Genomic DNA, 14,102 nt, shown 5'->3' with positions numbered 1-14,102 from the left:
TCGGACGGTTCGGGAAACGGTCGCCCACCTGCGGCGATCAGAACGCGAAGACCGTTCCCGTGCGCGACCCCATGACGCAGTCGTTGCCGTACTCGGCCCGGAAGCGCGCGGGCCTGCCCTTCCACCGGCCCTCGGCGCGGGCGATGACGGGGGAGTGGACGGCGGTGCACATCCGGCCGTCGGGGTCGTGCTCGAACCGCCCGCCGGACCCGCCCAACTCCAGGCACGCCCGCGCCGCCTCGGGGTGCCCGCCCCCGGGCGGATCGCAACGCAGCGTGACGGCCCGGGATCCTGACGTGTTCTCGCCCGGATGTGTGACGGAAAGCCGCAACGACGTCCTCTCGTGCCCGGAAGACGCCTTTTCGTGCCCGGAATGCGCGGCGGGCATCAAAGCGATCACCGCCCCGACGACGACCGCGGTGGCATGGTTCGGCATACGCGACTCCCGACATTCCAAGGGTCGTCGCTGACAGTATCCGGCCAATGACAGATCGTGCAGGAAAATGAACAACCCCGCGGCCAGAGGGCAGTCGCGGGGTCGTCACGGAAACTACGCCGCCAGGACGTGGTCGGAGAGGGAGGCGCGGAGCTGCTTGCGGCCGCGGTGGAGGCGGGACATGACGGTGCCGATGGGGGTGCCCATCATGTCGGCGATCTCCTTGTAGGGGTATCCCTCGACGTCGGCGAGGTAGACGGCGTCCCGGAAGTCCTTGGGGAGGGCGCGCAGGGCGGCGACGACCTGCGAGTCGGGGATGCGGTCGAGGGCCTCGGACTCGGCGGACCGGAAGCCGGACGAGAGCGACTCGGCCTGCGCGATCTGCCACTCCTCCAACTCCTCGGAGCCGGCGCGCTGGGGCTCGCGCTGCTTCTTGCGGTAGGTGTTGATGAAGTTGTTGGTGAGGATGCGGTGCAGCCACGCCTTGAGGTTCGTGCCTTCCTGGAACTGGTGGAAGTTCACGTAGGCCTTGGCCAGGGTCTCCTGGACGAGGTCCTCGGCGTCGGCGCTGTTGCGCGTCATGCGGACGGCGCTGGCGTACAGCGGGTCTGCGAGCGGCAGGACGTCGCGCTCGTAGCGGTGCGTGCGCGTGTCGGCGTCGCGGCCGTTGTCGCCCTTGGCGGTGCGGTGGACGGGCGTGGTGACAGCGGTCATCGTCGCTCCCCGTGGTAGTGCCCCGGATGAAGAATGGGGCCGGTTGCATTGCGCGTGGTCGGGGGCACGCGCGGACCGGGCGGACTTGCCGCCCCCCGTCAAGTGGTACGTGCCACCGTTCCCGGCGGGTTCGGTGATGCCTCGGCCTCGCATGGAGGGTGGACCGAGGGTTCGGCGCGCTGCGGCGATGCCAGAGCGACCCCGTTGCAGGGACGTCGCGGGCGTGCCCGTCGGGCGCTTCCCATCCGCCGGTGGGTCTTCCTGCCATGTAAGACGCATGGAACGGGCCAAATGGTTGCCACGACATACGTGGCGTCCATCACACCGGGCACTCTGTGGGCCGAACCGGTCTGATCACCGGGTATAGGCCGCGACCCTCGCCATCGGGCCCGCCGCCGGGGCCGCGCGGTCACCCGGTCGCGGTAAAGAGGGGCAACAGGGCGGTAGAGCGCTATGCCCGCTTCTGGTCAGGAGGTGGTGAGGTGCCCTGCCAGGACGGCCCGGACCAGCGCGGCGGCGAACTCGTCGGGCGCCGCCGGGAGCCCGGCACCCGCCGCCACTGCCCCGGGGCCCGCCAGCCGGGTCAGGAACGCGTGCTGCTGGCAGCCTCCGAGCAGGGCGGCGGTGATGAACGGCAGGGGCGCGCCGCCGGCCACCCGCCCGGCCTTCTGCTCGGCCTCCAGATACCCGTTGAGGGCGGTATGGCCCATCACCGGACCGGCCGCAGGCCCGCCGGGCGGCCCCGCGGGAGGGCCGCCGGGAGCTCCGGGAAGCGGAGGCTCCCCGCTCTGGCCGCCCGCGGTCCGCGCGCGCGTCTTGGCGGCGGCCTCCTGCGCCTTCACGGGGCCGTTGTCCCGCAGCCAGGCGATCAGCTCCGGATCGGCCAGGACGGGCCCGGTCATCGGCAGCAGCTCGCCATAGAAGCGGACCATCTCCGTCGCCAGGCGGGTGAGGTTTTCCTCGACCGTGTTCCGCCCGACGGACCCGAGCAGCCCCGTCATCGCGGTGCGCGCCGTCCCGGTCACCTCGGCCAAGGCCGCCGCGAACAGCGCCGTCTTGTTCGCGAAGTGGTTGTAGAGGCTGCCTTCGGACACGCCCGCGGTGCGCGCGATCTCCTTGGTGGTCGCGGCCACGATCCCGCGCTCCCGGATCACCGTGACCGCCGCCGCGAGGATCCGCTCCCGCATGGGCCCCGTCCGTGCCGCCAACCCCGCCCCACCTCGCCTTCCCGGTGGACGTTAGCACGGGCCGGACGCGGTGAGTGAGCACTCACCCGGAGGTATTCCGCGGATCCCGAGCGAACCGCACTCACAGCATGTAGCTTCGCCCTTACCGCGTGTTGCCGGAGCGGCCTTCGGCCGGCGTCCGCTCGGGGGAGGGGGACCGCATGGTCATCGCGGATCTGCTGGGCGTCACCAGGATGACGGCCGTCATGGTGAACGACCGCGGCCGCATCAGCCACTGGGACGACACCGCCGCCGACCTGTTCGGCGCCGCGCGGCCGCAGGCCATGGGCCGCCCGCCCGCCGACCTGCTCCGGCTGCCCCGGGAGCACCGCGGCGCCTTCGAGCCGGAGGCCTTCGGGCACGTCTGGTGCGGCGCCTGCACCCTGCCGCGCGCCGACACCGGGGAGCCGGCCGAGGTCGGCTGGTGGATCTACCCCATCGACGGGGCCCCCGGCGACGACGGCGTCAGGGTCCTCGCGCTGGCCGCCGACCTGCGCAGGCTCCGCCGCGACGGGCCCGGCATCACGGTCGGCGACCTGCTGCTCGCACCGCCCGGCGGGCCCGGCCCGTCCGACGGCGCCGCGCGCCGCCCGGCCACCGTCCGGCTGCTGCGGGTCGAGCCCACCCTCGCGGGCCCCTCGCCCGACGGGCCCGACCCGTTCGCCGCCCCGTTCGCCGACCGCCTCGCCGAACTCCTGCCCGCGCTCGACCCCGCCGCTTTCGGGACGATCGCCTCCCAGGTGCTCGCCCTCGGCTGCCCGGCGGTGTCGCTGGGCCTCACCCTCCGGCTGCCCATCGTCCCGCAGACCAGGGCCGCCCCCGCCGCCGCGCCGACGGTCCCCCTGCCCCGTCCGGCGCCGCGCACGCCGGGGGCCCTCCCGCCGCGCGCCCGGCGGGGCTTCCCCCACGCGCTGGAGCCGCTCGCCTTCCTCGGCGCCGCCGGCGAGCAGATCGGCAGCTCGCTCGACCACCTCCAGGCCGCCCGGACGCTCGCCGAGGTCCTCGTGCCGCGGCTCGCCGACCTCGCCGCCGTCGAGCTGCTCGAAAGCGTCGTCACCGACTCCGCGCCGCCCGCGGACGAGGTCGACGAGAACACGCCGATGCGCCGCGTCGCCGTCGCCCACAACGACGAGCCCGGCCGCTGGGACGACGCCGTCCCCGAGGACGAGCCGCTCTCCCTGCCGCCCTGCACCCCGTCCGTCCAGGCCATGCGCACCGGGCGGCCCGTGCACATCCCGCGCGTGGACGACGGGCAGGCCGCCCGGCTCGCCGCCGCGTTCGGCGCCGGCGGCTCGCGGCCCCTGTTCGCCGGCCGCGCGCTGCTGGTCGCCCCGCTGATCGCGAGGGGCCGCGTGCTCGGCACGTTCATGCTGCTCCGCAAGCCCGACCGGCACGGGTTCGACGAGCTCGACCTCGCCATGGTCGACGAGCTGGCCCGGCGCGCGGCGCTCTGCGTCGACAACGGGCGGCTGTACCGGCGCGAGGTCCAGGTCGCCGAGGAGCTGCAGCGCAGCATGCTCCCCGACGACCCGCCCGACGTCGCCGGGGCGCGCGTCCGCTACCGCTACCGGCCCGCCGAGCAGGCGGCCCAGGTCGGCGGTGACTGGTTCGACGCCATCCCGCTGCCCGGCTGCCGGCTCGGCCTCGTCGTCGGCGACGTGATGGGGCACGGCCTCACCTCGGCCGCGATCATGGGCCAGCTGCGCACCGCCGTCCGCACCCTCGCCGCCGAGGACATGCGGCCCGACCGGGTGCTGCGCCAGCTCGACGGCCTCGCCCGCCGGCTCGGCGAGGACTACCTCGCCACCTGCCTGTTCGCCGTCTACGACCCGGTCGAGCGGCGGTGCACGGTCGCGAGCGCCGGGCACGTCCCGCCCGTCCTCGTCGCGGCGGACGGGGAGAGCCGCGTGCTGCCCGTCCCGCCGGGCGTGCCCATCGGGGTCGGGGGCGAGCCGTTCGAGACGACGGAGTTCAAGGTCGACGACGGGTCCCGGCTCGTGCTGTGCACCGACGGCCTCCTGGAACGCCGCGACCGCGACATCGACACCGGGCTGGAGGAGCTGCGCGCCCGGCTCGCCGAGGCGCCCGGCGACCTCGACCGCACCTGCGACCACCTGCTCGACGGCCTCGCCGCGCCCACCCCCGCCGACGACATCGCCATCGTCGCGGTCGGGTTCGACGGCATCCCCCTCGACGACGTCGTCACCTGGGAGCTCGAACCCGTGCCCGGCAGCGTCCCGTGGATCCGCGCGCAGGTCGGCGTCCGCCTCGACGGCTGGGGCCTGCACGACCTCGCCGACACCGCGCGGCTGCTCGTCAGCGAGCTCGTCACCAACGCGCTCGTCCACGGCGCCGGCTCGGTCGGCCTCCGCCTGATCAAGGGCCGCACGCTGCTCTGCGAGGTGCACGACGACGGCGCCGACCTGCCCCATCTGCGGCACTCCGACGCCACCGACGAGTCCGGACGGGGCCTCCAGCTCGTCGGCCACCTGGCTACCCGCTGGGGCACCCACCGCACCGAGGGAGGCAAGGTCGTCTGGTTCGAGCAACGCGTCCCCTCCCGCTGAAGGCACGGTCGGGGGCGTGGTCGTGGGGTGGCTCGCGGCTTTGGGAGGTAACTGTCTCGTTCGCGCCAGATACTTTCCAACGCCCGCTTCGTTCTGATCGAAGGGTCGCCGTTCGTCGAGGCCCACCGGGGGACGATTTGGGTGAGAAGCTGACGCTGCCGGTCCCGGAGACGCTCTACGGCACCTACGCCGTGGCGCTCGCCGATCCGATCCCCGACCCGGCGGAGCTCGCCCGCGAGGAGGTGGCGCGGCGCACCTCACCGCCCTTGCGCGACCTCGTCCTCGGCATGCTCGGCAGCCCCATGCTCACCCTCGACCAGCGCCCGGCGGCCGACTTCCCGCCGCTGCCCGCCGACCTGCTCACCGCGTACGGCGGGCCCGCGCCCTACGTGGAGGCCGTCGCCGCCGCGGCGCACGTCCTCGCCGTGCGCGCCGCGTACCGTCCGGGGCGGCCGCCCGCGCACGAGTGGGCCGCCCGCGCCGTCGCGGGCGCCGTCGGGGCGGCCGCGTCCGCCCCGGTGGTCGACGTCTTCACGCCGCAGGTCCTCACGCGGGACCGGCTGTTCGGCTCCCTGCCGGGGCCGGACGGCGCCGTCCGGCTCACCGACTGGATGCTCCTTCCGCACACCACCGGCCCGGACGGCGCCTACATCACCACCAAGGGGCTCGGCAGGTTCGGGCTCCCCGAACTCCAGACGGAGAACGTCCCGCCGGGCCTCCTCGGGCCCTGGGGCCGCCTGCTGAACGGTCTCGCCCACCACGTCCTGGACCTCTGGCTGGAGGAGCTGCCCGCCGGCGAGCAGCCCCTCGTCGTCGAGATCCCCGAGATCGTCTCGGTCGGCCTGCGTGACATCGCCGCAGCTCAGGGTGCCGACGAGCCGGCGCGGCGCGAGGTTCCGGTCCGGCTGCGCCACGACCCGTCCCCGGACCCCGTCCTCACCGTGCTGCCCGCCGAGGACGGCCCGGACCGCCTCCGGACCCTGTGCACCACGCTCTTCGGTCCCGGATGAGCTTGCCGATGATCTTGATCTCGGCGCAGGATCGTCATCGTGAGATTCGGCCCGCGCGACCGTCGCACCCCTCAGCCCGAAGACTCCGGCCCCGAGGAGGCCGGCCCCGAGACCGCACCCCGCCCAGGTCCGTACCCCGAGGACGTCCACGTGGCGGGCAAGGGCATCGTCCCCGAGCCGTCCTCCGAGCCGGCCCTGGACCCGGCCCCGGCGGAGCCGCCGTCGGACTGGGTTCCCGTCCAGCCACCGCCGGAGCCGGAGAACGAGCCCTGGACGCCCCACATGCCGCCCCCGGCCCCGCCCCCCGCCGAGACGCCCGCGGCCCACGAGGACCCGCTGTGGGCGCCGCGCGAGACGCCTCCAGGGTTCAGCCCGGGCGAGCCGGCGACGGGCGAGTCCTGGACGCCCCGGGAGACCGGCCCCGCGCCCACCGGGCGGCACGCGCGAAGTGACGACGAGCCGTTCCTGCCGGGGAAGGGGCTCTCCGCCGAGCCGCCTTCGGTGACCGCCCCCGACATCCCCGCGCCGCAGTGGGAGCCGCCGCAGCAGCCCGGCCCCATGTCCGACCCCGAGCGGCGCAGGGCCATGGCGGACGCGTTCGTGGCCGAGTTCGTGGGCAGCCCCACGTGGCGGGCGACGCTGGCCGTGCTGGAGAGCGCGTTCCCCGGTCTCGGGATGGCCTCGACGCTCTCCCGCCGCACCGACGAGCTGTGGCAGACCATGGACGCCCTCGACCGGACGTCCGCGGCCAAGCTCGGAGTGCCGGCGTGGTTGGACGAGGCCGGCATCGTGCTCGACCTCAGCGCCCGCCTCGGCGTGCGGGCGGCATGGGCGCCGATGCCCGGACTGACGCGCCCGCCGCGCGCCTCCCGCCCGTACGCGGGGGCCTTCGTGATCGACACGCTCGACCCGCTGCGCTACCACCGCGCGGTCGGCGGGCCGCAGGCGCCGCGCGACCTGCCGGGCGACGGGCCGCTGTCGGCCCCGTCGCCGTCCGAGGACGACGACAGCGGTGTCGTGATCGTCGCGAACCTGACGTCGGCGGGCGTGCGCGTGCTGGACTCGGTGGCGCTCTGGCGCTACGCGGGCCGGGTCGTCACCGGCACGGTGCGCGAGGCGGGCCGCCCGGAGACGCGGATCCGGGCGCGGCGCGCGCTGCGGGCCCTGCGGCGCGTGGTCGTCGTCGACCCGGACCTCGGGCTCGGGCTGTGCCTCCAGATCGACGCGGCGCGGGTCCCGCGGTGCCTGCTGGCGTTCAGGGTGGACCGGACGGCCGGGGCACCCCGATTCGTCCGGCCCTGATCAGCCGTCCGAGCGCAGCCAGGTGAGGTCGCGCTGCCGGTCGGCCGGGAGCTCGCGGATGTGCTCGACGAGCCGCCACGGCTCGGTCGGCGGCTCGCCCTCGTCCGGCAGCACGCCGCACAGCACCGCGCTCTGCGTGCTGACCACGACGAACGAGCCGAACCGCGCGACGCCGCCGCCCCGCAGCGACGCCAGCTCGGTGAGCAGCACGGTCACCGCGGCGCCGTCCTTCGGGTCGAACAGGCCGCGCACGTAGGAGAACAGGTCTTCGGCCAGGACGTCGGGCCGGCGCCCGGACATCCGGTAGACGGTGCCCCAGTAGGTGCCGGTGGCCTGCGCCGACCGCTGGTCGCGCAGCCGGATGCGCAGCCCGCACTCGGCGGCGCACTGCTCGTAGGCCTCCGCGAGCAGCGCCTCGCTCTCGCCCTCCTCGCTCAGCAGCGCCCCGGTGACCACGCCCTCCTCCCGGTCGAGCCGGTCGAGCATCTCGCGGTGCAGCTCCTGGACGTCCTGCTCCACCGCGTCGAGCGTCCGCGCCAGCGCGCGCTGCGAATCGCGGTCGAGGTCGATGCCCACCAGCTCGTCGGACAGGTCGCCGAACTGCTTCTCCAGCCGCTCCACCCGGCCGGTGACCGACTCCAGCCGCTCCACGACGTCGGAGGGCGGCCCCTCGGCCTGCGGCGGCGGGATCGGGATCCCGACCGGCTCGGTCGCCTCGTCCACCACCCGCTTGAGGACGTCGTGGTCCCGTGCGAGCTCGTTCAGCTGTTTCCGCAGGTTGCGCAACTCGGCCTGGGCTTGCGGCAACCGTTTGTCGGACGCCAGGTAGAGCTCGCGTCCGGCGATCGCGAGGCAGAGCAGAACCAGGATCACGGTGGTCATGTGACTCCTCGGGAAGCAGGCTGCGCTCACGACGATAACCACCCCCGGCCGGGTTGGCCGAGTGCGCAGCGGATCCCGTCCGAAACGCCCCTTTTTCCTTTACCCACCGTCCTTCCGGCTACCCCCCGAGATCACCCGAACAGCCTCCAGGACCCCGAACCGCCAAGGCCCCGCCCCACACCGGCCCGGCCCCTCTTTTGATGGCCCCGTGCGGACCGGCTGATCAGACCGCCGGAGCCTTGAGTGATCGCGACCACCCCCGGCCGGATCGGCCGGGACGCCCCCTTGGCTCAGCCGAGCCGATGTCCCTCCCACCGGCCGCCCCTCGACCGCGCCCGGGCGGAGGCGTCCGAGCCGGGTCGGCTCCGCCCGGTCCGGCAGGCGGCTCCGGCCGGTCGCGGGGCGCCGTCAGCCGAGCTGCTCCGCCAGCGCGACGATGATCCCCTCGGGACCGCGGAGGTAGCAGAGCCGGTAACTGTCCCCGTACCGCGCCACCTCCCCGAGGAGTTCGGCGCCGTGGCCGCGCAACCGCGCGACGACGTCGTCGATGTCGTCGACGGCGAACATGACGCGATGCAGACCCAGGGTGTTGGGCGGCGGGTTCTTCGCCTCGCCGCCGACCACCGCGGGGTTGCGGTACTTCGTCAGTTCCAGCTTGCCGTGGCCGTCCGGCGTCCGCATCATCGCGATATCGCTCCGGACGCCGTCGAGTCCGACGGTGCGGTCCGCCCACAGGCCTTCGATCTGGGCCTCGGTCTCCACCTCCATGCCGAGTTCCACGAAGAACGCGACTGCGGCCCCAAGGTCGTCGACGACGATGCCGACGTTGTCCATCCGCTGAATCGCCATGCTGGTTCTCCCTCTTCTTCGCACGGCCCGTCCGGGCCCCTGGCGTATCTGGGACGAAGCCGGCATCACCTTCTCGACACCCGGAACGCGACGAACCCCGAAGACCCGCTCCGAACCGAGGCCGAGCACCACCACCGAACAATGCCCCTCACTTCCCGCGGGACCTCCAGCGGCGTGGGCCCTGACGTCGTCGGCCGTGCCCCTGGCCGTGATCGCTGGGATCAGCCGAATAGACCGCCTAGAAGGCCGTCGAGGATCTCGGCGGCGCCGGGGAGTTCGCATGGGACTTCGCCCGTGATGTTTTCGGCCGTGCCCCTGGTCGTGGTCGCTGGGAGTGGGCCGAAGAGGCCGCACAGGGCGACCGTGGGCCTCGGCCATGCCGTCGGCGGGTTCGCCTGCGGTGTGGCCTGGGGTGTCGTCGGCGATGTTGTCGGTTGTGCCCCTTGTCGTGGTCGCTGGGGGTCAGCCGAAGAGGCCGCCCAGGAGGCCGCCGAGGATTTCGGCGGCGCCGCCGGCGAGTTCGCCTGCCACGTCGCCCGCGATGTCTCCGGCCACGCCGCCGGCCGCGTCGGCGATCATGTTGCCTGCCACGTTGCCCGCGTAGCCGGCCAGGGCGTTGCCGAAGGCGTCCACGGGAGCGCCGCCGACGTAGCCCGCGACGTTCTGCGCGTATCCGGCCGCGTCCACGGCGCCGAGGGCCATGCCGCCCGCGATCCCCGCCGCGGCGGCGCCGCCGACCAGCCCGGCCGCGGCGGCGCCGTGGCCGAGGTGGCGGTGCCCGTGGTAGCCGGGCGGAGCGTGGTGGACGTGCGCCGGCGGGTGCCCGTGCACGGGGTACGGCGCCGGGCCGGGCGGCGCGGGTGGGGGCGGGCCGCCGTGCGCCGGCGGCGGGTAGGGCGCGGGGCCCGGCGGAGCGGGCGGCGGCGCCCCGTGCGGCATCCCGTGCGGCGGCGCGGGAGGCGGTGCCCCGTGGGATGGCATTCCGTGCGGCGGTGCTGGGGGCGGTGCCGCGTGGGACGGCCCGTGCGCTGGCGCGGGAGGCGGCGCCCCGTGGGAGGGCATCCCGTGCGGGGCCGGTGGCGGGGCCGCGTGGGGCGCGGGTGACGGCATCCCGTGACCGGGCATCGGTGAATGCGCGGGCGGCGGGAAGCCGTGGCCCGGCCCGGAGGGCATGCCGGACGGGCTCGGCGCGTGGCCAGGACCGGCCATCGGTGCCGGTTGCTGCCCGGGAGCCGGTGCTGGAGGCGGGAACTGGGCGTTCCCGTGCGACCCGTACTCGCCCGGCCCGCCGTAGGACGCTGCGGGCTGTGCCGGGGACGGCGGTGGCGGCGGGAACGTCGAGTGCCCGCCCGGCGGGGGCAGCGGCGCCTGCCCCATGGAGGCGCCCTGAGCCGCCGAGCCCGGCTGGGACGACCGCGGCAGCGCGGCCGCGTCCTCCAGCCATCGGGTGATCTTGGCGTTCCAGTCGGTCTCGGCCGCCTCGCCGTGCGCCACCTGGAAGACCCCGAACGACTCGTCGCGCGGGGTCTCGCGGTCCTCGGCGCGCAGCACGAAGGCCATGGCGCGCGGGCTGGCCACGAAGCTCAGCCCGACCTTGTCGATCCGCCCCTGGAAGGACCGCGGCGGGCTGAGGTGGATCTCCTGGTGGAACGGCAGCTGCTGGGAGACGCCCCGCAGCTTGGACGACTCGAACGTCACGTTCGTGATCTGGAAGCCGAGCCGGGCGACCGAGGCGAGGACCCACTGCTGGGACTCCAGCGGCTCGACCGAGATCGGATCGATGTCGCCGGGGTCGGGCTGCCCCGCGACGTCGATCTCGGTGCACATCCCGATGGTGAAGCCGGGAAGCTCGTGTCCGAGGACGGTCGTGAACGGCAGCTCGTACGGCAGCGGAATGGAGAACGCCAGGTCCCGCTGCCCGCCGGCGTCGAGCTGGAAGCCCCTCGTGAGGGCTCCCCGGTAGACCTCGGGGCCCGCCGTCTCACCCCCGTGGTGCTGCATGCGCGGCATCAGCGCCAGCGTCACGTGCCGGATCTCCGCGGGCCCGGCACCGCCGCGCAGGTGCACCTTGCCCGCCACGACCCCGCCGGGTTTGCAGTTCGGCTCAGCCAGGATCGTGTCAACGGACGGCCCGCCGCCCGCCATCTGCCCATAGGACACCGGCTGTTCCCCTCTCCCACCGCGAGGCCATACGCCCCGCGTCCACCGCCCGCGCGACCCGGACCGCGCGCACCGGATGCTTAGACCCCCTCCACCATGCCACCGGTTCACTCGCCCCGTCCCCAACCCGCGATTTCCCGCCCAAAGGGGGCGTCCTTCGTCCGTCCCCCAGGGCCTGGGGCCGTGTGCGGCGTTGGGGGTGACGTGTGGGCGGCGGGTGGTGGTGGGGGTTGGGGTTGGGGTCAGTCCTCCTTGGGGGTGACCGTTACGGAGGCGTAGCCGAGTTTCTCCAGGGGTTCGCGGATTTGGGCGGCGTCGCCTACGGCGATGATGGTGAGGGCCTCCGGGTCGATGTGCTTGCGGTAGGCGCGGGCCACGCCGTCTGGGGTGGAGGCGCGTACCGCGGCCAGGTAGGCGCTCGGGTAGTCGGCGCCCAAGCCGTTGGCGGACACGTCGGCCAGTTCGGCGGCCACCGCGCGGGCCGTCTCGTACTCGGCCGGGGCCCGGTCTGCGAGGGCGCGGACGGACGAGCCGTGCTCCTCGGCGTCGATGCCGCGGGACACGATGCCGCGCAGTTCGGTGAGCGCGTCGGCGACGGCGTCGCCGGTGACCTCGGTGTGGACGGCGCCCTGGGCGATGAACAGGCCGCAGTGCCGCATGCGCAGCAGCCCGGCGCGCATGCCGTAGGTGTAGCCCTTCTCCTCGCGCAGGACCGCGTTGAGCCGGGACGTCAGGCCGCCGCCGAGGACGTGCGAGGCGACCATCAGGGACGGCCAGTCGTGGTGGGAGCGGTCGGGGACGCCGTGCCCGAAGCTGAGGTAGGTCTGCACCGAGCCGGGGCGGTCGACGACGACGATGCGGGCCGCGGACTCCGGCATGATCCGGTCGGCGGTCGGGAGCGGCTCGCCGGTGCCCGCCCAGCCCTCCAGGGCGGCGGTGAGGGCGCTTTCGGCGTCCGTGCCGGACAGGTCGCCGGCCACGACCGCGGTCGCCTCCGCGGGGACCACGGAACCGTAGAAGTCGCGGACGTGCGAACCCTCCAGCGCGCCGATCGAGGCGCGGAGGCCGCCCGTCGGGCGGGAGGCCCTCGCCTCCGCCGGGAAGACGACCGAGCGCAGTTCCCGCATGGCGCGGGTGGCGGGGTCGGCGTCGTCCTGGGCGATCTCCTCCAGGCGCTCGCGGACGAGCCGCCGGACGTCGGCGTCGTCAAGCGCGGGGCGCCGCACGACCGAGGAGAACAGCTCCAGGGCCGCGCCGAGGCGGGTGGTCGGGACGTCCAGGGCGACGCGGAGCGCGGTCAGGTCGGCGTGCGCGTAGAGGCTGGCGCCGAGTCGCTCGAACGCGGCGGTCAGCGCGGTGCCGCCGCCGGGCTCGGTGCCCTCGAGCAGGGCGCGGGAGGCCAGCGTCGCGACGCCGTCAAGCCCGGACGGCTCGCGGCCCGCCCCCGCGTGCAGGACGAGGCGGACCGCGGCGAGCCGGCGGCCGGGCAGGTCGCAGCGGAGCGTGGCCGGGCCCGCCGGGACGCGCCCCGCGGTGCCGGCCGGGAACGCCCAGGCCGGGACGGGCCCGGGGACGGGGCGGGGCTGCAGTGCAAGGCCGCTGCTCACGAGGTGCCTCCGTAGGTCAGGGCGGTGCGGGCGCCCGGGGCCAGCCAGCGGCCCGCCATCTCCTTGATCGCGTCTCCGGTGACCGCGGCGGCGCGGCCCGGGGCGGTGAAGACCCGGGCGGGGTCGCCGAACTGCGTCGCGTTCTGCGACAGCGCGTTGGCGAGGCCCGTCACCGTCTCGGTCTGCTCCAGGAAGCCGCGCTCGGCCTGGGCGGTGGCGCGGGCGGCCTCGTCGTCGTCGGGGCCCTGCGCGGCGAACCGCTCGAGCTCCTCGTCCAGCACGGCGGCGATCTTCTCGGGCTCCGGGCCGACGGCGTCGACGATCGCCAGGGACGGGCCGGACGCGAGCCGCGTGACCCCGGCCCACACCTCGGTCGCGATCTGGTCGCGCCGCACCATCCGGTCGTAGAGGCGGGAGCCGGAGCCGCCGCCGAGGATCTCGACCGCGAGCTCGGCGGCCTCGATGTCGTCGCCGCCGTCGGTGGGAAGCGTGAACATCGCGAAGTAGGCGGGGGAGGGGACCACCTCGTCGAGCGCCTCGCCGCGGACGCCGGTCAGCGGCCCGAGCTCGCCCGGACGCGCGCCGGGCCTGGCCGGACCGGCCGGGAGGCCGCCGAAGTAGCGCTCGACCGCCTCGATCGTCTTCGCCGGGTCGACGTCGCCCACGACCGACAGCACTGCGTTGCCCGGTGCGTACCAGGTGGCGAAGAAGTCGGTGCAGTCGTCGAGGGTGGTGGCGTCCAGGTCTTCCATGGAGCCGATCGGGGTGTGCGCGTAAGGGTGGCCCTCCGGGAACGTCAGCGCGCAGAGCCGCTCAAAGGCCGTTCCGTAGGGCTGGTTGTCGTAGCGCTGGCGCCGCTCGTTCTTCACCACGTCGCGCTGGTTGTCGAGGTTGGCCTGGGTCAGCGCGGCGGGGAGCGTGCCCATGCGGTCGGCCTCGAGCCAGAGGGCGAGTTCCAGGTGGCTGACCGGCACCGTCTCGTAGTAGTTCGTGCGCTCGAAGGACGTGCTGGCGTTGAACGCGGCTCCGGCGCTCTCCAGCAGTGCGGCGTGCTCGCCCTCGGCGACGTTCGCCGAGCCCTGGAACATCAGGTGCTCGAAGAGGTGGGCGAGCCCGGTGCGGCCGGCCCGCTCGTGCCGCGAACCCACCCCGTACCAGATGTTCACGGCGGCCAGAGGTACGACGTGGTCTTCGCAGACCACCACGCGCAGGCCATTGCCGAGCGTGTGCTCATGCAGCGGCTGTTCTGCCACGGAGCGCTCCCGTCCGTTCGATGGGCCGGACAGCACCGCGCGTCGGGGGGACCACCCCAGGCGGCGGGCTTGATCTCGGTCTCACCGTACCGGGTG

11 protein-coding genes are annotated in these 14,102 nt (G+C 74.6%); 3 read left to right on the top strand and 8 right to left on the bottom strand.

The genetic code is table 11. The features are described 5' to 3' along the window. Positions 1–37: 37 nt before the first annotated feature. The 3 genes from FKD65_RS17190 to FKD65_RS44940 form a co-directional block, all read right to left on the bottom strand. Entirely contained in the window at positions 38–436 is a 399-nt protein-coding gene (locus FKD65_RS17190) for an SSI family serine proteinase inhibitor (protein ID WP_141578450.1), read from the bottom strand. Between the two features lie 114 nt (positions 437–550). Then, a complete protein-coding gene (locus tag FKD65_RS17185; protein ID WP_141578449.1) occupies positions 551–1,150 on the bottom strand; it encodes a sigma-70 family RNA polymerase sigma factor in 600 nt (199 codons plus the stop codon). A 467-nt stretch (positions 1,151–1,617) separates the two neighbouring features. Continuing rightward, a complete protein-coding gene (locus FKD65_RS44940) occupies positions 1,618–2,337 on the bottom strand; it encodes a TetR/AcrR family transcriptional regulator (protein ID WP_141578448.1) in 720 nt (239 codons plus the stop codon). A 200-nt stretch (positions 2,338–2,537) separates the two neighbouring features. On the opposite strand from FKD65_RS44940, the gene FKD65_RS17175 reads away from it, so the two are divergent. From FKD65_RS17175 to FKD65_RS17165, 3 genes are all read left to right on the top strand, one after another. After that, entirely contained in the window at positions 2,538–4,943 is a 2,406-nt protein-coding gene (locus FKD65_RS17175; RefSeq protein ID WP_141578447.1) for a SpoIIE family protein phosphatase, read from the top strand. A 137-nt stretch (positions 4,944–5,080) separates the two neighbouring features. Next, a complete protein-coding gene (locus tag FKD65_RS17170) occupies positions 5,081–5,953 on the top strand; it encodes a hypothetical protein (protein ID WP_240810191.1) in 873 nt (290 codons plus the stop codon). 39 nt (positions 5,954–5,992) lie between these two features. Continuing rightward, on the top strand, positions 5,993–7,255 hold the full coding sequence (locus FKD65_RS17165) for a hypothetical protein (RefSeq protein ID WP_141578446.1): 1,263 nt from the start codon (positions 5,993–5,995) through the stop codon (positions 7,253–7,255). Here FKD65_RS17165 and FKD65_RS17160 read toward each other — a convergent pair whose 3' ends face one another. From FKD65_RS17160 to FKD65_RS17140, 5 genes are all read right to left on the bottom strand, one after another. After that, positions 7,256–8,137: a hypothetical protein gene (locus FKD65_RS17160; protein WP_141578445.1), complete on the bottom strand. Its 882-nt coding sequence runs from the start codon at positions 8,135–8,137 to the stop codon at positions 7,256–7,258. Between the two features lie 408 nt (positions 8,138–8,545). Beyond that, positions 8,546–8,971 carry a VOC family protein gene (locus tag FKD65_RS17155; protein ID WP_205718858.1) on the bottom strand — a complete coding sequence of 142 codons (426 nt, stop codon included), beginning with the start codon at positions 8,969–8,971 and terminating at the stop codon, positions 8,546–8,548. 477 nt (positions 8,972–9,448) lie between these two features. Beyond that, complete coding sequence (locus FKD65_RS46260) at positions 9,449–11,146, bottom strand: sporulation protein (RefSeq protein WP_141578443.1); 1,698 nt, start codon at positions 11,144–11,146, stop codon at positions 9,449–9,451. Between the two features lie 242 nt (positions 11,147–11,388). After that, positions 11,389–12,753, bottom strand: coding sequence for a pitrilysin family protein (locus FKD65_RS17145; RefSeq protein ID WP_141578442.1), 1,365 nt, complete (start codon positions 12,751–12,753; stop codon positions 11,389–11,391). Next, on the bottom strand, positions 12,750–14,006 hold the full coding sequence (locus FKD65_RS17140; RefSeq protein ID WP_141578441.1) for a pitrilysin family protein: 1,257 nt from the start codon (positions 14,004–14,006) through the stop codon (positions 12,750–12,752). The genes FKD65_RS17145 and FKD65_RS17140 overlap by 4 nt, the downstream gene beginning before the upstream one ends. Positions 14,007–14,102: the final 96 nt, after the last annotated feature.

It is taken from the genome of Actinomadura sp. WMMA1423, from assembly GCF_006547145.1.
Taxonomy (GTDB): Bacteria; Actinomycetota; Actinomycetes; order Streptosporangiales; family Streptosporangiaceae; genus Spirillospora.
This window is presented reverse-complemented; position numbering and strand designations above follow the sequence as displayed.